14 protein-coding genes and 1 pseudogene are annotated in these 20,023 nt (G+C 58.1%); 4 read left to right on the top strand and 11 right to left on the bottom strand.

Going from position 1 to position 20,023, the window contains the following annotated elements:
- Positions 1-2: 2 nt before the first annotated feature.
- The gene (locus GZH47_RS19655; RefSeq protein WP_162642644.1) at positions 3-1,778 is read right to left on the bottom strand and encodes a sensor histidine kinase; all 1,776 of its coding nucleotides are present in this window, start codon (positions 1,776-1,778) and stop codon (positions 3-5) included.
- On the bottom strand, positions 1,775-3,442 hold the full coding sequence (locus GZH47_RS19650) for a response regulator transcription factor (protein ID WP_162642643.1): 1,668 nt from the start codon (positions 3,440-3,442) through the stop codon (positions 1,775-1,777). Before GZH47_RS19650 ends, GZH47_RS19655 begins: the two co-directional genes overlap by 4 nt.
- A gap of 229 nt (positions 3,443-3,671) precedes the next feature.
- Here GZH47_RS19650 and sdaAB point away from each other — a divergent pair, with 229 nt between their 5' ends.
- Positions 3,672-4,349 carry an L-serine ammonia-lyase, iron-sulfur-dependent subunit beta gene (gene sdaAB / locus GZH47_RS19645; protein WP_162642642.1) on the top strand — a complete coding sequence of 226 codons (678 nt, stop codon included), beginning with the start codon at positions 3,672-3,674 and terminating at the stop codon, positions 4,347-4,349.
- A gap of 15 nt (positions 4,350-4,364) precedes the next feature.
- A complete protein-coding gene (gene sdaAA, locus GZH47_RS19640; RefSeq protein WP_162642641.1) occupies positions 4,365-5,246 on the top strand; it encodes an L-serine ammonia-lyase, iron-sulfur-dependent, subunit alpha in 882 nt (293 codons plus the stop codon).
- A 125-nt stretch (positions 5,247-5,371) separates the two neighbouring features.
- On the opposite strand, the gene GZH47_RS19635 is transcribed toward sdaAA, so the two are convergent.
- The 8 genes and pseudogenes from GZH47_RS19635 to GZH47_RS19605 form a co-directional block, all read right to left on the bottom strand.
- Positions 5,372-5,785, bottom strand: a complete 414-nt coding sequence (locus GZH47_RS19635; RefSeq protein WP_450091452.1) for a DUF6688 family protein — start codon at positions 5,783-5,785, stop codon at positions 5,372-5,374.
- Positions 5,768-5,929: pseudogene (locus GZH47_RS34770) on the bottom strand (DUF6688 domain-containing protein); the annotation flags it as partial. The pseudogene GZH47_RS34770 and the gene GZH47_RS19635, both read right to left, overlap by 18 nt.
- A gap of 114 nt (positions 5,930-6,043) precedes the next feature.
- Positions 6,044-7,279 carry a cation:proton antiporter gene (locus GZH47_RS19630; protein ID WP_162642639.1) on the bottom strand — a complete coding sequence of 412 codons (1,236 nt, stop codon included), beginning with the start codon at positions 7,277-7,279 and terminating at the stop codon, positions 6,044-6,046.
- A gap of 118 nt (positions 7,280-7,397) precedes the next feature.
- Positions 7,398-8,750, bottom strand: coding sequence for a TrkH family potassium uptake protein (locus GZH47_RS19625; RefSeq protein ID WP_162642638.1), 1,353 nt, complete (start codon positions 8,748-8,750; stop codon positions 7,398-7,400).
- Between the two features lie 233 nt (positions 8,751-8,983).
- Complete coding sequence (locus GZH47_RS19620) at positions 8,984-10,171, bottom strand: GNAT family N-acetyltransferase (protein WP_162642637.1); 1,188 nt, start codon at positions 10,169-10,171, stop codon at positions 8,984-8,986.
- A 106-nt stretch (positions 10,172-10,277) separates the two neighbouring features.
- A complete protein-coding gene (locus tag GZH47_RS19615; protein ID WP_162642636.1) occupies positions 10,278-10,862 on the bottom strand; it encodes a hypothetical protein in 585 nt (194 codons plus the stop codon).
- 305 nt (positions 10,863-11,167) lie between these two features.
- A complete protein-coding gene (locus tag GZH47_RS19610) occupies positions 11,168-12,187 on the bottom strand; it encodes a glycoside hydrolase family protein (RefSeq protein ID WP_162642635.1) in 1,020 nt (339 codons plus the stop codon).
- Positions 12,188-12,430: 243 nt separating this feature from the next.
- On the bottom strand, positions 12,431-12,667 hold the full coding sequence (locus GZH47_RS19605) for a hypothetical protein (protein ID WP_162642634.1): 237 nt from the start codon (positions 12,665-12,667) through the stop codon (positions 12,431-12,433).
- Positions 12,668-12,774: 107 nt separating this feature from the next.
- Between GZH47_RS19605 and GZH47_RS19600 the strand changes: the two genes are divergently transcribed.
- Positions 12,775-13,560, top strand: a complete 786-nt coding sequence (locus GZH47_RS19600; RefSeq protein ID WP_162642633.1) for an SDR family oxidoreductase — start codon at positions 12,775-12,777, stop codon at positions 13,558-13,560.
- Positions 13,561-13,953: 393 nt separating this feature from the next.
- Positions 13,954-16,914: an S-layer homology domain-containing protein gene (locus GZH47_RS19595; protein ID WP_225446134.1), complete on the top strand. Its 2,961-nt coding sequence runs from the start codon at positions 13,954-13,956 to the stop codon at positions 16,912-16,914.
- A 301-nt stretch (positions 16,915-17,215) separates the two neighbouring features.
- Here the strand turns inward: GZH47_RS19595 and GZH47_RS19590 are convergent, their stop codons facing one another.
- Complete coding sequence (locus GZH47_RS19590) at positions 17,216-19,801, bottom strand: winged helix-turn-helix domain-containing protein (protein ID WP_162642631.1); 2,586 nt, start codon at positions 19,799-19,801, stop codon at positions 17,216-17,218.
- Positions 19,802-20,023: the final 222 nt, after the last annotated feature.

Raw genomic sequence — 20,023 nt, 5'->3', positions numbered from 1 at the left:
TATTATTGGGTGTTGTGCGACAGGTGGATCACGACGCTCGTCCCGCCGCCCGGCGCGGAGCGAATTTGAATGCCATAGACATCGCCGTAGGCCATCCGAATGCGCGAGATCGTGTTCTTGATGCCGACGGAAGCGGATTCCTTGTACAGAATCGCGTCGATCCCTTCCTTGCTGATGCCTCTTCCGTTGTCGCGGATTTCGAAATACCGGCTTGCGCCCTCCGTCCAGCCGCGGATCGCGATTCGTCCGCCTTCCTCCATCTGGCTGAATCCGTGCAGGATCGCATTCTCGACGAAAGGCTGAAACAGCAGGCGCGGCAGCTTCTCCTCGAACAGGGAAGGCTCGATCTCGTAGCTGACGCTGAATTTGCCTTCGAACCGGGCACTCATGATGTAGAAATAATTCTTCATCCATTCCATCTCCTCCGACAGATGGACCGCCCCCCATTCCTTGCGGGACGTATAGTGCAGCATGTTGGAGAGGCAGACGAGCATCTTGCTCAATTCCTTCTGGTTGTTCTCGATCGCGGTCCAGTTCATGATATTGAGCGTATTGTACAGAAAATGCGGGTTCATCTGCATGTTGAGCGCATGAATCTCCGCTTCCTTCTCCTTCAGCTTGATCTCGTAGTTTTCCTTGACCAGCATCTGAATACGGTCGTTCATCCGGTTGAACCGCTGTGTCAGCAGCCCGAATTCGTCGTTTCTGGCGACGTCGACGCGGGTGTGGAAATCGCCTTCGCCCACCGATCGCATGGCGCTCATCAGCTTCTTGATGGGACCGATGATCCGGCCGAGAATGAAATACGCGAACAGCAGCGCGACGCCGCTCAGGACAAGCGCGCTGACGATCGTCGTCGTGCGGATGATGGGCACAAGATTGCTGACGAGCGCGGATTGCGGGGTAATGACGACCGACAGCCAGCCCGTCACTTCGGACTGGTCGAAGCAGACGATTTGATTGCGCCCGTTCAGCTTCAGCCGCTGCGTGCCGCTCCCCTTGGCGCGGAACGCCTCGATCCAATCCTGCTTATAGCGCTTCGTGACCTGCGCCTTGTCGCTGGACGCCACGACGATATTGTCGGGATTCAGCACCATGTAAGTGGAGCCGGCAGGAATGCTCTGCTCGAACAGCTCGTCCAGCACGGTGGACTTGTAGCTGATCGTCAGCACGGGCCGCTCGACGTTCGGCTTCAGTTTCACGAGCGTGCTGTCGTCCATGTGGGAGAAATTGAGCATCCGGGTCGCGGAGAATAAGTAGCGGTATTCGATCGTCCCCTTCTTCAACCAAGGCTGGTTGAACATGTGAATGAAATCGTAGGTCGGGTACCAGACCATCTTCCCCGCCGCCTGTTCGGCTTCTTTATAAATCTCCGATTGCGCGGGATCGCCTTGCGGCATCGAACGCGACGTGCCGAAGCTGAAGTACGTGGTCCACAGCTGCGCGGCGTAGACGTCTTCGTTCTGGGAAAAATATTTGCTCAAGATCGTAGATACTTGGCGGTCGGCAGCCACGAGCTCCTCTTCGTTGGCGGGATTCAGGTTGTTGAAAATTTGAAATAAGTCCTTGTCCACGAATAAAGCCCGGCTATTCTGTTCCGCAAGGCCAAGCTTCGTATCGATCACTTCATCGTTCTTCTTCACGACGGCGTATACGTTCTTCTGGGCCTGCTCCGTAACGACGTTCAAGCTCGTCCGGTAGAACAGCGTGCCAAGCACGAAGAGCGGCAGCGCGATCAGAACCAAGTAACTGAGCAGCAGCCTTGCCCGAAATGTCATGCTTCTCCCTCATTCCCGGATGACTTCGATTCCATATGCTTGTAAGCCTCGGGAGACAGCCCGACCTGCCGCTTGAACATGCGCGTGAAATATTTCGTATCCCGGTAGCCGCACTGCTCCGCGATCTCGTAGATTCTGAGCTGTCCGGCGCCAAGGAGCTCCTTGGCCCGCCGCATCCGCGTTTCCGTGAGATGATCGGAGAACGAACGCCCCGTACGGCTCTTCATTAACGTGCTGAAATACGAAGCGTTGAAATGAAAACGATCGGCCGCCATCTCCAGCGTCACGTCTTCGCGGTAATGCTCCTGGATCCAGCACAAGCATTGCTCGATAATCAGCTCGCTGCGGCCTTGCTTCCGCGCATTCAGCGACCGGTGCACCTCGTTCAAGCGCAGGAGCAGCAGCTCAATGAGCGCTCCGCTGCTGACGCATGCCGGAATACCGGATACGGCCGTTTCGGTGAGAACGCTTCCAAGTTGCCGCTCGACGATGTCTTTGGTTCGGCTCTTGATCTTCATGATCGTCAAGGCCGCGTAATCCTTCATCAGCTTAGGGTCGGCATGTCCGGATGCCGCGAGCTCTTGAAAAGCAGCCCGGCACAGCGCCTCGGCAGCTGCCGGCGACGGCTCCTGCAGCGCTTCGAACAGCTGCTCCCCGTCCAGCCGGAAGATGGCCGCGGGCGCCGGAAGCAGCTCCGCCCCGTTCACGATCCCCTGCCATTCGTCGTGAAACGCATAGGCCAGCGCGGTTTGCGCCTGCAGATATAGATTCGGTATACGCGCGGCGCCCGTGTCCGGCTCGGCCGGGAAGACTGCGGCCCCGATGCCGTGAGACAGGCGCAGGTCGGGCTGCCGGGACGCCGACAGCGCCAGCAGCACTGCGCGAATGCCGCGGTTCAGTTCGTTCAGCTCGGCTGCAGATATCGGCACGGGCCGGCGAAGGCGCAGCGCCGTGACGATCCGGATGTTCTGGCCGGGTTCGGTCTGCAGCGGCCAAGCGCAGGCTTGGCCGAATGCCGCTCCCGCCTGCTCCAACTGACCGGTCAGCGATTGGAGCAGCGACGGCAGAAGCGCCTGCTGATCGTTCGCATCGTCCGCATCGTTCGTCCCGCTGCCGATTTCCGTCACGATGAGGGCATCGACCTCGCGCAGCAGCGCCCAGTCCGCAAGCTCTTCCCGCTCCTCCGGCGGCAAATCGCCGCTCAGCCACAAGTGGAGCAGGCGGCTCCGGTAGGCGGAAGAAGCGAGCCGCAGCCGCTGCTTCAGTTCGGCGGACTCGCCCCGTTCCTTCTCCTCCATCGCGAGCTGGTGCTCCAGCCGCTGCAGCAGCTCTTCGACTTTGTCCGCATCGATCGGCTTCAGCAAATAATCGCATGCGCCATGCCGGATCGCGGTCTGGGCGTAATCGAACAGATTGAACGCGGATACCATGACGATTTTCGTCCGGATGCCCTCTTCGGCCACCAGCTTCAGCAAAGCAAGCCCGTCCATGTTCGGCATTTGAATATCGCTGAGCACCACGTCGGGCAGCTCCGATCGAATGCTTGCGAGCGCGACTTCCCCATCCTTGGCTACCGACACCTGCGCATGCGGCCGCATCGTCCGGATCATCGCAGCCATCCCGCGCAAATGCCGTGGTTCATCGTCCACGATGAGAATGTTCATAGCGTGCTCCTCCCTGCCTGTCAGACGGATATTTTCCTTCTACACTACTACGTCATCGGAGCCTTGAATAGAGGGGCCGATCAGTTCCCGCGTGCTTGTCGCCTGCCTGTCACCTGCTTGCCGCCCGCTTCGGCAATCATCCGCAGCTCCGTGCATAATCGGCCGTTCGTTCCACATACTACCATTTTGACAAAGGGATGCTTATCACGAAGAACGGAGGACTATCGCCATGCGCTTCAAAGACGTCTTCTCCATCATCGGCCCTCCGATGATCGGACCGTCGAGCTCGCATACCGCCGGTGCCGCGCGCATCGGACGGGCGGCCAGGCAGCTGTTCGGACGGCTGCCGCAGCGGGCCGACGTGATTTTCTACGGCTCGTTCGCCGCAACGTACGAGGGACACGGAACCTATGCGGCCGTCGTCGGCGGGCTGCTGGATATGGCGACGGACGACGTCCGGCTGCCGGATTCGCTGGACATTGCAATGCAGGAAGGCATGCAGCCCGAGGCCATAACGGGAAAAGGCTTATACCCCCATCCCAATACGGCTGAGCTTCATCTGTACGAGAATTCGGAAGACGAGGAGCCGGCCTTCACGCTCGTCGGCACCTCCATCGGCGGCGGCAATATCGAAATCGTCAGCATCGACGGTTTCAAGGTGAAAATGACCGGCAATTACCCGACCCTCGTCATCCAGAACGCGGATGCTCCGGGCATGATCGCCATCGTCGCGCGGCTGCTGCAGCATCATGGAATCAACATCGGGACGATGACCGTCGATCGCAAGAGCCGCAGCGGCGAGGCGATGATGGTGCTGGAAACGGACGAGGATTTCCCGCCGACGCTGCGGGGCGAACTCGCCGCCTATGCCGAAATTCATACGGTCCGTTTCGTTCATATCACTTGAGGAGGGGGAAATTCCATGCATTTTCGCACGCTGCGGCAGCTGTCCGAACAAGCGGAAGCGGCCGGATTGTCCATCGGACGGTACATGCTGAAGGAGCAGGCCGAAGAGACCGGCAAATCGCCGGAGGAAGAGTTTCAACAAATGGCGGCGTATTACGGGATTATGAAAGAAGCCGTTCAGCGCGGCTTGACGGAGGATACGACATCCCGCAGCGGACTGACCGGCCAGGATGCCAAGCGCATCATGGCTTATCGGGAGGCGAAGGACAGCTTGCTCGGCGCAGATGCGAGTCTCGCGATGGGGTACGCGCTGGCCGTCTCCGAGGTCAACGCCTCCATGGGCCGCATCATCGCGACGCCGACCGCCGGCTCCTGCGGCATCATTCCCGGCGTATTCCTCAGCTGCCAGGAGCGTTTCGGCTGGAGCGACGAAGACATGACGTACGGCTTGTTCGCCGCAGGGGCCATCGGATACGTGATCGCCAACAACTCGTTCGTCTCTGGCGCGGAAGGCGGCTGCCAGGCCGAAGTCGGCTCGGCGATCGGCATGGCCGCCGGCGCGCTGGCGGACGTGCGCGGCGCGAAGCCGACGCAGGCGATCCATGCCGTCGGTCTGGCGCTCAAGAACTCGCTCGGGCTCGTCTGCGATCCCGTCGGCGGACTGGTAGAGGTGCCCTGTATCGTACGCAACGGCTTCGGGGCCGTGACCGCGCTGGCCGCGGCCGACATGGCGCTCGCCGGCGTGCGCAGCGTCATCCCCTCCGACGAGGTGGTGCAGGTCATGCTGGAGGTTGGCTCCGCCATGCCGGATACGCTGCGCGAAACCGCCGGAGGCGGACTGGCGCAGACGCCGACGGGGAAGCGGATCATGGAGGATTTGAGGAGGAAGAAGAAATAGCGGCGCCGCGCGCCGCGCCAAGCGGTACGGTTTGCTCGGTTGAGAGAACAAGCGGTGCAGCATTCCAGCCTTATAACCGTAACGGCTGTCTTCAAAATGCTTCTGGACCAGACTTTACTGAACATTCAATCTCCTGTCGGCCTGCCCTTCTTGCCGAACTCGCTGTATTGGACTTGAATCCGGTTTTCCGGCCGGCTATCGACGGTGTACAGCACGAGCAGAAAGGACCATTCCATCGGCTTCATCACTATGAATACCGCATCCGCCGCAAGCTTCGAACGAATCTGCCGGCTCACCGGATAGCCGTACGTGTCATATAGCCGGCGGATCGTCCGATGGCAGGCGGGCATGTACTGTTCCAGCACGTTTTCGAACGCGTTGGCGATCATCAGCTGGCGGTTCGCGGTAATGGCCGCGCCGTGCCGGATTCCAGCCCGAAGCGGCTTCACCACGCGCCGATGCCCGCGGGCCGCGACGGTACACAGATAATGACCGTCTCCCCCCACCATTTCCGGCGGCGGCGCCGGCAGTCTCGACAAGTGAAAGCCGCTCGTAGCCAGAAACGCCTGCACGACGCTGTCCGGCCGCTGCCCGAACAAGACAAGCAGCAGCTGAATGACAAGCTGAACAGGGAATAATAACGCGAACCACAGCGCCGGAACCCTCCGGCGGCGCATCATAAAGCGATGAAGAAACGTTTTATAGTAAAGATGAAGTGAATCTCAATAAACCCATTAACATAGAAGAGGCAGCCGCATGATACCGGCTGCCTCTTCGCGGTCCAAGACCAGTTGGATTCATTCGTGCGACGTCACGGTTATTCCTAGCTTGCGAGCCATCCAAGATGTTGTGCTCGCCTGCAGAACGATGGTCAGCATCACCGCCATGAACGTGACGGATGAGATGACGTTTGCATGCTTGACTCCCAATCCCGCGAGCATGCCGGCCAAGGCAGCAGGAATGACGCCCGTTTCCCGCACCCACATCATGAACGCCATTTCCTTCAGCGTCCAACGGCTCTTGACGTCCGGAAGCGCGCATAGCAAGACGGCTATAGGCCGGGCAACGAACATGAGGACGATAATCGCCAGTACGCTCTGCCAGAGATATTCAGCCATTACACCGAAATCGACCTGGCTCCCTAGCAAGATGAAGATCAGCATCCGCAGAAGCACGGTCATGTTGTCCAGGTAATGACCCATTTCCTCTTGTTTATGCCCCATGTGCAAGTTGAACGAGCTCGAGTTGCCCCATATCAAGCCAGCCGCGAAAGTAGCCATATAGCCGCTGACATGCAGCATTTCGCCGACCGCATACGCGCCGATCGCCGTCCCTAGCATGGCGATGGTGGTATAGTCCCGCAAGAGCCCGAACCGAAAGTGCGATACCGCGAATGAGACCGCGTATCCCAGCGCGCAACCGACCGCAATCCCGCCTAAGCCCGTTTTCAGAAAATCGAGCGTTATGGAGCCCGCATCCAGTGCGGACTTGCCGGTAGCCGCCGCGAGGAGCGCAAAAGTAAGAATCGAGCCCGTCGCATCGTTGAAGGCCGATTCGCTTTCCACCGTTTCGCGCACGCGCTCCCGAATGCGAACCTGCCGAAAAACCGGAATAATGGAAGCCGGGTCCGTCGAAGCGATAACGGCCGCGCACAGAAATGCGTACAGCCACTCCAAACCAAATAACCAATGGATGGCCGTACCTACTACGGCGACCGTAACAAGCACGCCTGGAACGCTCAATAGCCCTACGGTCCACCCGACCTGCCTCAGTCCATGCAACCGGATGTTGCGTCCGCCGTCGAACAAAATCAATACGGAGCCCGTGATTAGTATCAACTGATTGGTTAGCGAGCTGTCGGATTCATGAATCCAATGAAGCCCCGGACCGATCAGCATGCCTGCAAGGATGAATAGCGCAACATCCGGCAAATGCAGTTTCTTCGCAAGCGTGCCCGCGATCATGCCCGTCCCGATTACGATTAGCAGAAGCTGCATGAGATACCCGATAATTTCGGTTGTGCTTGTTTCCACGTTAATGACACTTCCGCTTCTGAGGAAAGATTATTTCGACGCATACCCTCTTCGTTATGGATGGCCACGATGCTGCAGCCGATACGCCCGCCAAGACTGGAACCGAACCGCCCGTCCCCTATCCGATCGTAATCTTGCCTTCGGGATATCTGAATAAGGCTCTTTCTTGGCGCGGTCTTAAAGCGTAAGCAAGCGTCAACGGTCCCAGTCTTCCCACAAACATCATAAGGATAATCAATGTTTTGCCGATCGTTGTTAGCTCAGGCGTTATGCCGAGCGTCAAACCGACCGTAGCGAATGCCGAAGTGGTTTCAAACAAAATTTTGATGAACGCCTGGTCTTCCGTCGTTGTCAGAATCATCGTCACGATAATAACCAAGGTCAGCGACAGCATCGTAATCGTGAGCGCTTTGTTAATGCGTTCCTGCGCAAGTCGAAACCGGAATAATACGATATCTTCTTTGCCCCGTATCATCGAGAGGACCGCAACCGCCAGCACCGTGAATGTCGTTGTCTTGATACCGCCCCCCGTCGACCCCGGCGATGCTCCGATGAACATTAGGATCACCATGAAAAACTGCGTGGCCTGCCGAAGCGATGCCAAATCCACCGTATTTGCGCCTGCGGTTCTTGTTGTAACGGATTGGAAGAAAGAAGCCAGTATTTTCCCGCCCCAATGCAGCGACCCCAGCGTCTTCGTATTCGAGAACTCAAAGATGAACACGACTAACGTGCCTACTACGATCAGAGCTGCCGTCGTCGACAAAACGACCTTGGAATGCAGCGACAAACGCTTGGTACTCCGGTAGTCCATGACATCCGCAATGACGATAAAGCCGATACCGCCCAGAATGATTAACAGCATCGTCACGATATTGACAAGGGGATCATCCGCATAGCCGGTCAAGCTGATGAACGGAACCCCGAATTGGCCGAATAAATCGATTCCGGCATTGTTAAAGAACGACACCGCATGAAAAAGGCCGAAGTATATCGCTTTGCCGATCGGCATATCGAACGACCAGCGAACGGCAAACAACACAGCTCCCGCGAGTTCGATCGTCAGGGCATACGTAATGACTTTTCGAATTAATCGCACAATGCCCTCCATGCTGTTCTGATTCAATGCTTCTTGCAGAATCAGCCGTTCCCGGAGCAAAATCCGCTTACGCAGCACAAGCGCGAACAACGTGGCCATCGTCATGAATCCAAGGCCGCCAAGCTGTATCAGAATGAGAATAATAACTTGTCCCGCCACCGACCAATGGCTTCCGGTATCGACGGTAACCAGCCCCGTAACGCAGGTTGACGTCGTCGCCGTAAATAACGCATCGATATAAGGCGTGAACGAGCCGTTCGACGATGCGAACGGAAGGCTTAGCAGGACGCTGCCGCAGAGGATGATAAGCGCGAAGCCCGCAGCCAATATCCGAGGCGGGGACCACTTGAATATTCTCTTGAAGAACTGCATGACCCGATCCCCTTTCTTAAATTAGGCACTATGCAAATGCGTATTTCACCTTACGCCTTTCGGCTTTATATTTCATTCATGCGATTTCAGAACCAATCATACCGATGAGCTCCCGATTTGGCAAATAAAAGAGGCAGCCTTCACCGGGCTGCCAATCATGGTCATGAAGCTCAGCGGCACGTCATGGAATCAAACTCCGTATCCGGAGGGACCCTGGTTTCCCCACTGCCAAGCTAAAAGAAATCCGCCAAATAAGTGGCCCGCTGCGGAAGAGCCGCTTCCAAGCGGTCAATGCTGTCCTGCGAGCCTTGGAGACGCTCGATGCGGGCCATAAATCCGGGCCGTTGATAACCCATGAACATGGCCGTCAGCGTTTGGATCGTGCAGCTGAGCACTTCGCTCTCTTCCGGCGCCTCGCCCTCAGCAAGCTTCGTGACTTCCGCCGTCGTCCCGCCGTTCGCAAACGCCATGCGATAGACGCCCTCATTCCAGTCCGCATGCGGGTCCGAGATGCGCAGATAGAGCGGTTCGGCCCCGGAACGCGCCGCATAGACATACTGCGTCAAGAACGCTTCCGCGTCTACGATCCGCGCCATGAAATACGGCGTTCTCTCTTGCTTGAACCGCGGCTCTTGCATCAGGAACGGAAGCTGATCGTCGACCGGCGCTTTGACTTCCGCCTTCGTGATCATGGAATCGTGATCGGCGATGAATTTCCACAGCCCGCGTCTTGCTTCCTCGTCCAGGAACACCAGCTCGTGGATGGTCGCCACGGAGTTCCTCACTTGGTAGAAAACGTAACCGCGCGCTTCTCCTTGGGGGTTCAAGTAGATCGCCGCCGTGCCCTTTTTGCCGAAGAAAGCCTTGCTCCACCGTCCCGCATCCCGCTCCAGCATCCCGTTGAATTGCTTCGCATAGCTCTCGTAGATGGGGTTGAGAAGCTCACCGTCCCGGGCCACGCGCACGACCGAGCTGCCTTCGGCCGCTTTGAACTTGGGCAGCCCGTCGGAAGGAATCTCGTACTGGACATAGTCGACGTACGTTTCCCAGCCGTATTTGCGATAAAATTCAAATTTGAACGGCGCCAAGAATGAAAGCGTCTGCCCGCGATCCCGCATCACCTTGAGCGCATGCCCCAAGAGCTGCGCCACCTTTCCGCCCCGCCGATATTCCGGCCAAGTGGCCACGCCTGCAATACCTCCCATCGCAAAACGCCGGCCGTTCACCCACGTATGGAACGGGATAATTTGGAGTTTTGCGGCTAACTTGCCTTCCGCGAAGAAGCCCCAGGTTTGACCCGGATCCGCCTGGGCAATCCGATTGGCTTTGTCGTCCGCCGACAGCTCGAATTGAAAAGCGAACGCCGACAGCTCGATGCTATCTCCAAGGTCATCATGCTGCAATACGCGTATTTCATTCATAGGTGAACCTCGTTTCATTTCATGATGTTAACGAGCGACGCAAGTGCTAGTCGACGTCAGAACCGTTAACGCGGTTTAGAATTAATCATTCAAACAGAGCGATGATTCAATCAAAACAGTAACGCAGCCCTCTTCGTTCCCCCAGCCAATTCGAGAATTGCGCCTTCGTACGAATGCCTTCGAACACCGCCTCGTAGACATCTACGCTAAAAAACGTTCGCCGATACTCCGGATGCCGGTGCAGCTCGCTTTTCAAAGACAGTATGAACGGCCGGTTGCCGTCGTTGATCTTGGCCGCAAGCAAGGCAAATGCCTCCTGCTTCTGCCGGTATTGCTGCGCATCGAGCGCCCAAACGTCGAATTTCCATGTTTGGCCGAACAGTCCGGCATACGCGCCCCAATACAGCCCTCTTGGCAAATGATCCGTTTCGCCTTGGCGCTCGTTGCGGTAGCTCATCTTGGACGGCTGGACGCAGGCGGCGATCGCCTTGCCCAAGTCGAAGAACCGGGACTCGCTCCAATCGACGGTTTCCACGTACATATCCAAGTCCCGCCACGTCATGAGATCCAAGGCGTAACTGCCATGGACCAGCGTCTTGCCGAAACGGTTCAGCGCCTCCATTAATCCCGACTCGTTCAGAATCCGATCCGCTTCAAGGCGGATGACATTGCTTTGCTGTTCATTGGTCATGGCCATTCCCCTATCTGCTAGCCGTTCGCTTCCAAACCGCAAGTGACGCTAACGAATCGAGCTGACGCTATTCGCCCCTTGCGGCTGCACTCAACAACGTAACGAATCTCAGCGAAGCTATTTGGCTTGCGAACCTTACATGGGAGCCATTTGCACTCAAATAAGGGATGTCGGGTTCGTTACCCGATTTCAGGCGCTCATTCCGTCCATATAAGGCGCGTGAGATTCGTTAAGGTTCGGACATTCCCCGCCTCCTGCTTACGGCACTCATTGATGAGTACGACTAGTCCCGATCCCGACGAAGGCTACCCACCCGCCAACGGACGCGACGTCGCCACGCTGATCGTCCGAAACTCGCTGCCGAAATTGTTCGTCGGGTCGCCTTCCCTGTACGGTCTGCACGCGCAGTAATAGTGGTACAAGACGCCGTCATGCATCACGACGGACGGCTTATGCGCATGGATAGCGTCGATTTCGCCCGCTTCGCCGGTCCGCAGAATCGGTTCGTCGACCTTCGTCCACTCCGTCAGGTTGTCCGAGAAAGCAATGCCTTCTTGCGCGTTGCGGCCGTCGAAGCCGAAGAAGTACATGATCCAGCGGTTCCCGTCCTTCACGACGCACGGATCGCTCACGAACCGCGAATCCCAGCCTCCCTCGGACACCCGCAGAATGGGATTTGCCGCAGCCCGCGTCCAATCCGTCATATTATCCGACACCGCGTATCCGGTCTGCTCGATCCAGAAATCGTCGTCGTCCGGCATATTCTTCGCATTATAAAATAAAAACAGCTTCCCTTCGTGCTCGATCAGACACTCCTTGTACAATCCGCCGCGCTCCCATTCAGCGCCTTCCTCCGGCGTAAGGATCGGCTCCGGCAACCGATGCCATTGGAGCAGCTCCTCGTCCTGCGTCCAAGCGAGACCGATCCGTCCCGGTCCTGCCTCGTAGCCGTCGTCCGGATACGTATGGTAGACGAGCCAGTAGCGGTCGTTCCATTTTTTCAGCTTCGGCGCTCCTTCGAGGCCGTTCTCGCGCAGTATCCAGCAGCCCGCGGTATTGCGGCTGTCCCAGCCGTTTCCCTCGCCGCGCTTCAGTATGACGCCATACGGCGTCCAGTCGATCAGATTGTCGCTGACCGCCAGCGCCGTTTGATAACCCACTCCGTTAAAGCCGACATGCAGCATGAAGAACCGCTCCCCGTGCTGAAACACGAACGGGACGTCCACCGCCAGCTCGTCGTATGCGCCCGGTTCGCCTGAACCCGTCAGTACCGGACGGCCCAGCTTATACGGCGTTAAATACCGCTCAATTCCCTGCGTAATCATATTAACCCTCCAATTTGGTTAATCGCTGTCGCGTAATTCGCCGGCTCATAAATCGGCTGTGCTTCGTCATCTCCTGCTGCGGGAGGCGGCTTTATTACGGAATTCGGCATTCATCCGGCTTTCCCTGCCTCCCGTCTGCTCCCGATACCTCGCGAAACAATGAAAAAGCCGGACGAGAGAATCGGCTGCAAGCCCTTCTCGTCCGGCGTCCGGCATAACCGGTTTGATTAGCAAGGGGGCAAATCAATACGGCGCTTCCCACGAAGGCTGATTCGCGACAGTACCGCTCGGATCGTTCGATCCGACGAGACGATCTCCACGCCGTCCATCCGATTGTTCACGATGATCGTATTTTGCCGCCGCTCTTCTCGCATCCGATTCATGGCCGGCCGCCGGAACCATACCGTCCTCGGGCAGCGTGTTGCCGGGCGCTCGCATCCGCTTGCGCATCGCGGGCGAAGACTCGACATTGCGGTTCAAATCAGGCATGCTGTATGTAAGTAAGAAGAAGGAAGTCAGCACGTGGGGCAAGCAGGGAATTGCCAGCTATGACTGGCCAATCATCGCAGCAATAAGGAGGAATCATCATGGATTTGGAATTGAAGGGCCGGACCGTCATCGTCACGGCGGCTAGCAAAGGATTGGGCAAAGCAACCGCGCTGCGCTTGTCGCAGGAAGGCGCGAACGTGGTTATTTGCGGCAGAACCGCGGCGACCATCGAGGAGGCGGCAAGCGACATCCGCTCGGCGACGGGCGGAGACGTGCTGGGCGTGCGGGCCGACGTGTCATCCGCCGCGGATATTGAAGCATTGATCGCAGCGAGCGTGGAACGGTACGGCCGGATTGACGGGCTGGTGTGCAATGCGGGCGGACCGCCTGCGGGACCGTTCGCGTCCATTACGGACGAGCAGTGGGAGAGCGCCTTTCAGCTGAACATGATGAGCGTCATCCGATTGGTCCGCCAGACGCTGCCGCACTTCCCGGCGGAAGGCGGACGGATCGTCTACGTCTCCTCCACGTCGATCAAGCAGCCGATCCCGGGCCTCGTGCTCAGCAACACGCTCCGTCTGGGCGTGCAGGGATTGATCAAGACGCTGTCCGACGAGTATGCGCCGCGCAACATCCTGATCAACTCGGCCGCGCCGGGCCGCTTCGCAACGGATCGCGTCCGGACGCTCGACGAATCGCGCGCCGCGAGCACCGGCGTTCCGTACGAGGAGCAGCGCGCGAAGTCCGAGAGCGAAATCGGCGTCGGCCGCTACGGCGATCCCGCCGAGTTCGCCCGCTACGTCGCGTTTCTGGCGTCGCCCGCGAACAGCTATGTGACCGGCCAAAGCTTGATGGTCGACGGCGGGCTGGTTAAAGGGGTTTAGCGCGGAAGTCGTCGATTGGTTAATTGTCAGCTAGTTCGTTGGGCAGGGCCGGCACTTGAACTTGAGCGCTGGCCCTTTTTTTGCAATAGAGACTCATGTTTTTCGCAGGATGTCAAACAGCCGAAGTACATTAACAGCCCCGCTCTGTCATCCTGCCGCGAGCTTTACTTTTGCCGGAACGCCCCCCGTTACACTGCATATTTCACGTCCCGCCTCATGAGGACGCTCTATTAAGGCAAAGCTGTGACGCACTGCCGGATCTCCGCAAATATTTAATACCCTGTTAACAAAACTTCCCCGCATCCTAACATCCGCATGACATTAGACTTGTACTATGAACCTGTCCTACTACATCTTGGGCAACACATTCATAGACTGGTGGTGCATTACGTTTTGAAATCCATTAAGCAATCCCGTATCCTCATTCCGGCTGTACTCGCGACAATTATCCTATCGTCAGGTCTCTCCGTCCAAATCCCTCAAGCAGCGGCGGCTTCGCAGGATGAGTCCGGCAGCGGCGCTTCGCAGGGACAATGGCTGACCGGCGAATTTCATGCCCATACCTTTGAGTCGGACGATGCCCAGAGCTCGCTTGAGTCCGTGCTGGATAACGCCCTGACGAAGTACGGCTACGATTTCATCATGCTCGCCGATCATTTGCGCTCTTCCGGACGAGACGACACGGGCGCGGCTATCCCTAGCGGACCTATTCCGCTGTCGCAAGGGCTGCTCGATTACCAAGTTCCGAAGACGAAGGCACTGCAAGCCGAGGGCAAATATGCCGGCAAGACCATTTTCTCCGGCTTTGAATGGGATATCCCTTCCCATGAACACGGTTCGGTCGGCATCCTGACGGACGAGCCCGGCTCCGACGCAGCGCTGAAGGCCGCGAACCAATTCGAATACCTGTTCACGAACCGAGATGCATCCTGGTTCAATCCGCAAGACGTCGCGCAATGGGAAGAAACGGACGACCGGGCGTACAGCACGCACGCGGATAGCTTGACCGCTATTAACTGGCTCCAGAAGAACTACCCGCAAACCAGCTATTTTATCGTCAACCACCCTTCCCGCGGGGTGGGCAAATATAAGGTTTCGGATTTCCGCGACTTCAATAATACGGCTCCGACTGTCGCATTCGGCTTGGAAGGCATGATCGGCAACCAAATGGAGCCGGATCGCGGCGGGTACAACACGTCGTACGACCCCGCTAACCCGACAGCCAACGACAACTACAAGTACCGTTCTTACGGCGGCGCGGATTATATGGTCGCGAAGGTCGGCGGCCTCTGGGATTCCCTGCTCGGCGAAGGCCGCAAGTTCTGGAATTTCGCTAACTCCGACTACCATTTCAAGACGATCGACGGCAATTCGAGCGGCTACTGGCCGGGCGAATACGCGAAAAACTACATTTGGACCGACGGCCGCTCCACCCAAGACATCCTTGACGGCATGCGTTCGGGCAAATCGTTCTCCGTGTTCGGCGATCTGATCAACGCGCTGGACTTCCATGTCGGCGACAACGGCACGGACGCCGAAATGGGCGAGAGCCTGCAGGCAACCGAGGGAGACGACCTTACGGTTACAATCAAGTTCAAAAGCCCGGAGACGAATAACTATGAGAACCCGATCAACAGCGGCATATCCGGAGAGATGAAGCCTGTCGTGGATCATATCGATCTGATTTCGGGCGACGTAACGGCTCCGGCAGTGAAGGGAACGCCTGCCTACGACAAGGATACGAACGATTCCACGCATGTCGTTGCTACCTTTACAAGCGAGGACTGGACGACGGACGCGGACGGCTATAACGTCATCACCTTCGATCTGCCGCGCGCCAGCAAAGATCAGTATTTCCGCCTGAGAGGCACGAATCTCGGCATGAACGTGCCGGGCGAAACGGAAAACGGCAATCCGTTGATCGATCTGAAGACGACGACGGCCGATGCGACAGCAAGGTTCAACGACATTAACAACCGCAATTATCAAGATCTATGGTTCTATTCCAACCCGATCTTCGTTGACACTGCCGCATACAGCGACGAACAAGCCGTTGCCGACACGCTCGGCACGCTGTCGCTCGGCGATACGAGCGCGGTTACCGCGAATATTCCGCTGCCTGCGGAAGGCGAGCACGGTACGGCCATCACTTGGGAAGAAACGGCCGATCCAGCCAATAAATTCACCATTGAAGATGGCATTGCCAAGGTGGTACGTCCTTCTGCCGGAAGCTCGAATGCGTCCGTAACGCTTAAAGCGACGGCCACGCGCGGCGAAACATCGGATTCCAAGACGTTCACCCTTACCATTAAGGCCCGCTCGGCGAGTCCGACAACCGACCAGCCTGGTACTCCGACAACCGAACAGCCCGGAACGCCTGCGACCGAACAGCCTGGTACTCCTGAGACATCCGTGTCGGTGGACATCGATCCTGCCCAAGGCGCAGAAGGCAGCCTGACGGACGTCATCGATTTCAAGCTGCCTGCAGGCGCAGTCTCCGCTAGCGGAACAATCGGCGCGCGCATCGTTCCGACAGACAAGCAGCCAGCGCTCGGCAATCTCCACGCGCTCAGCCCGCTTGTGGAGATGACGAGCAGCACGGGCAAAACATTCGGCAAGCCAGCACAGTTAACGTTTAACTACGCGCTGAATTCGGCTGCGCCAGGAAGCCAGCCGGCTGTATACTATTACAACGAAACGTTGAAGAAATGGGTATTCCTCGGCGGTACCGCGAATGGAAAGACCATTACCGTTAACGTGAAGCATTTTACGACCTTCGGAGTGTTCAGCTATGTGCCTCAAACCTTTGCGGACCTCCAAACATCGTGGGCAAAATCTTACGCCGACCGGCTGATCGGCATGGGCGTCGTCTCAGGCTATGAGAACGGGCAGTTCCGTCCGGACCAACCCGTTACGCGCGCAGAATGGGTGAAGCTGCTTGCCGACTCGCTCGGACTGCAGACCGCTTCAAGCGAAACAAGCTTCGCCGACGACAGCTCTATCCCATCATGGGCAAAGGGACCCGTGAAAGCAGCCGCTGATGCAGGCTACGTAACGGGCTTCTCCGAGCATGGCGACTCTGTGTTCCGTGCATCGCAGCAAATCACGCGCGCGGAAATCGCCGTTATGGCCGCGCGGGTTCTGAATGCTGCCGGTACGGCTTCGTCCGGCGAAGGCAAAGCCTTCACCGACGCGGCGAGCATCCCCGCATGGGCTGCCGGCGCAGTAAGCCAATCCGTCTCCGCGAGCATCATCAACGGCTACCCGGACAACTCTTTCCGTCCAGACGGTACGCTGACACGTGCCGAAGCGGTGAAGGTGATCTATACGCTGCTTGATGCGTTGAATATTTAGAAATGAAAAAGAAACCCGACGTTTCAGCGTCGGGTTTCTTTTTTTAGTTTCGCGCCTTGCTTCTGGGCCTCGGGTTCCTCCCGGCGAGGCGCTTCTTTCCAGCTGGCGGGTCTTGTTACGTTCTGCACGGCTGAGGGAAAGAGCGCGTTTTTTCACTGGAGTTGTATTCAGCGGCCATGTAGTGTATAGGGTACACTGCTTGGGCGGTTTCTACTGGAATTCTGCTCATGTAGTGTACTGGGTACATCTCTTCGGTGGTTTTCACTGACTGGTTAGACGAAGCCCGCCGACAATCCCGCGACTACGCGCGCTCTTCCAGCAGCCCGAGCTGCTCCACCTTATTCAGCGCTTGCGTCCGCGAGGAGACGCCGAGCTTATTGTACACGCGGGACAAGTACACCTTCACCGTCCCGATCGACAAAGCTAACTCGCTCGCGATTTCCTGGTTGGATGCGCCGCGGCGGATCAAATTCATCAGTGCCAGCTCGCTCTCGAGCAGCGGCTCGATGAGCCCGAACAGCTTCGTCTCGCCGGCGGGCGCCACAGCCGGGAACGCCGCCAGCAGCCTGCCGGCGTATGCCGCGTATGCACCGTGCGCGCCTTCGCCGGCCACATACGCTTGCAGCAATTCCGCCGCTGCCGATCCCTCGTCCAGGAAGCTGCGAGCATACGCGTTCGCTTCCCCGATCGCCAGCGCTTCCCGCAAGCATTGCAGGGCGCCGGCACGCTGTCCGCGTCCGTGCTCCGCCAACGCCCGAAGAATCGAAATTTCAACCACGCTGGACAGCAGCGCCTCGCGCTCGGCCTGCGGCTTCAGCCATTCCAGCAGGCGGATGGCCGGCGAGAACTTCCGCTGCCGAAGCAGCAGACGCGCAAACGTCAAGTATTCGTATTCGCGGTTAAACGCAGGCTTGTCCTTGTCGGACAAACCTAGCGCCGCCAGTTCCTTCTTCGCCTCGGCAACGCGGTCCTCCGCAAGGTAGACGCGGGCTTTGCTCGCGCGCAGATAGGACAGCCATTGCGCTTCCTCATGCTTCTCCGCCGCTTCCATCGCCAGGTCAATCGCTTCATGCGCCTGCTGCGGCTGCTGGTCCGCAAGCAGCAGCCGCGAGCGCAGGATCGCCAGCGGCACGTAGAGACCCGGAAGTCCGATCCGGTTGGCCATCGGCTCGAGTCCGCGGGCGAACGTCCGGCTTTCCTCCAGCCGGTTCCATTCGTAATACCCCTCGGCAAGCGATTGCCGGACGTACAGGCCAATGAAGGAATCCTGCCAGCCGTGCGTTTCCAGCACCCGCAGAAACCCGAGCCCGATCGCTTCCGTATGGGCATTGAGCATGCCTTTCAAACCCAAGGTCGTCCGGCGGACCAACGGCTCCGTCAAATTATAGTTCACGTCGTAAAAGATCCGGCTGTCCGGCATCATAACGGCCGAAGCGCCTTCCGCGAACGATTGCCACCGCTCGAACCGGCCGCTGAAGAAGATCACGTTCGATTCCACGAACAGCATGCCGCTTTGCACCTCCTGGCGATCCGCTTCGCCCTGGATCCGGGCAAGCCCGCGCTTCACGGCCGCCAGCTGCTCTTCCGCAGCATCCGCCTGCCCGGTGATTGCCAGGATTAACGCGTACAGCAGCTTCATATCCGCCGGCCATTCGTCATCCTCCGGCAGGCTGCCGAACCAGCGCAGCAGCGTGGACAGCTCCCCTTGCCGGAACACGGTCGCGATATGCTTCTCCAGCAGCGTCCGCGCGAGCGGGAACTCGCGCGCAGCGATTGCATGGTCGATCGCCTCGCTGAGCAGTCCCAAGGAAGCATAGCTTTCGCTCGCCCTCCGATTCGCCCGCAGCCAGCCTTCCGGGTCTTCCCGCTTCAGCATTCCCCGTAGGAAAGACGCGAACAATTGATGGTAGCGGAACCACTCGTCCTGCTCGTCCAATGAAATGAGGAAGAGCTGCAGCTCGTTCACCCGCTCCAGCATGCGCCGCCCGTCGATGCGCTCCGCGACCGCATCGGCCACCGCCGCGTTCAGCCGGTCCACTACCGAGGTCATCAGCAAGAACTCCCGGATGTCCGCAGGCAAATGACTGAATGCTTCCTCGAACAGAAAATCCGCTACATTCCGGTTATGTCCCTGAAACTCCTCGATGAACCGCTCGCGGTTCGATTGCGAACGCAGCGAAATGAACGCCAGCTGCAATCCCGTCACCCAGCCTTCCGTACGCTCGAGCAGCTTGTCCAGCTGCCGCCGGGACAGCGGAATATCCGCCATTCCCGCACGATAAGCCTCCAATTCATCCATCGTGAACCGAAGCTCGGGCACCGACAGGTTCGCGCGCTCCTGCCTGGCGATCCACTTCCCGGTCGGAAAAGGAAGCTCCGTACGGCTTGCGATCATAAGGTGCACTTGCGGCGGCAGGTACTCCAGCAGATATAGCAAGCTTTGGTGAATCTCGTCGTTAACGATGGCATGGTAGTCGTCCAATACGAGCAGCAGCGGCTTGTCCAGCGCAAACAGCTCATTGATCAATGAATCGAGGAACGTCGCTATCGATAGGTTCGGCAGCGCCTTGGCGAGCGGGATGCTCCGGGGGAGCGACGCTTCCGGCAGCGTTTCGTCCAGCGCATGCACGGCATACCGCCAAAACTTGGCGGGATCATTGTCATGCTCGTCCAGCGACAGCCAAGCGGCCGGACAGGAAATGCCCCGCACCCACTCGCCGAGCAGCGTCGTCTTGCCATAGCCTGCCGGGGCGCATACGGCCGTAAGCCGTCCGGACTGCCCGACTTCCAGCAGCCGATGAAGCCGATCGCGGCGTACGAGACCGTCTCTGGCCGCGGGGGCGAGCATTTTCGTCTTCAGCAGCGTGCGGTCTATTAATGTACTCATGATTCCTCCATGGGAAAAAGGCCGATTTTTCTCCATTTTCTCTTTTTTTTCGCGAAAAAACAACAAATAGAATCGGACCATGCCTTCCGTCAGCCCTCTATTAACTCCTTTACGCGCTTCATAGTTAACACCATAATGAACAGTCTTACACGCTAAAGGCAAACAAGCCCCGAAGCAGCCTCAATAGGTCGCTTCGGGGCTTGCCGCTTACCGCCGTTCAAT

This window comes from Paenibacillus rhizovicinus, assembly GCF_010365285.1.
GTDB lineage: Bacteria > Bacillota > Bacilli > Paenibacillales > Paenibacillaceae > Paenibacillus_Z > Paenibacillus_Z rhizovicinus.
The sequence above is the reverse complement of the archived record's forward strand: the minus strand, read 5'-3'. Positions and strand labels throughout refer to the sequence as shown.

Excerpts from the sequence above, each read along its gene's own strand:
- GZH47_RS19655 (WP_162642644.1), bottom strand. The coding sequence starts at position 1,778 with ATGACATTTCGGGCAAGGCTGCTGCTCAGTTACTTGGTTCTGATCGCG.
- GZH47_RS19650 (WP_162642643.1), bottom strand. The coding sequence starts at position 3,442 with ATGAACATTCTCATCGTGGACGATGAACCACGGCATTTGCGCGGGATG.
- sdaAB (WP_162642642.1), top strand. The coding sequence starts at position 3,672 with ATGCGCTTCAAAGACGTCTTCTCCATCATCGGCCCTCCGATGATCGGA.
- sdaAA (WP_162642641.1), top strand. The coding sequence starts at position 4,365 with ATGCATTTTCGCACGCTGCGGCAGCTGTCCGAACAAGCGGAAGCGGCC.
- GZH47_RS19625 (WP_162642638.1), bottom strand. The coding sequence starts at position 8,750 with ATGCAGTTCTTCAAGAGAATATTCAAGTGGTCCCCGCCTCGGATATTG.
- GZH47_RS19620 (WP_162642637.1), bottom strand. The coding sequence starts at position 10,171 with ATGAATGAAATACGCGTATTGCAGCATGATGACCTTGGAGATAGCATC.
- GZH47_RS19615 (WP_162642636.1), bottom strand. The coding sequence starts at position 10,862 with ATGACCAATGAACAGCAAAGCAATGTCATCCGCCTTGAAGCGGATCGG.
- GZH47_RS19610 (WP_162642635.1), bottom strand. The coding sequence starts at position 12,187 with ATGATTACGCAGGGAATTGAGCGGTATTTAACGCCGTATAAGCTGGGC.
- GZH47_RS19600 (WP_162642633.1), top strand. The coding sequence starts at position 12,775 with ATGGATTTGGAATTGAAGGGCCGGACCGTCATCGTCACGGCGGCTAGC.
- GZH47_RS19590 (WP_162642631.1), bottom strand. The coding sequence starts at position 19,801 with ATGAGTACATTAATAGACCGCACGCTGCTGAAGACGAAAATGCTCGCC.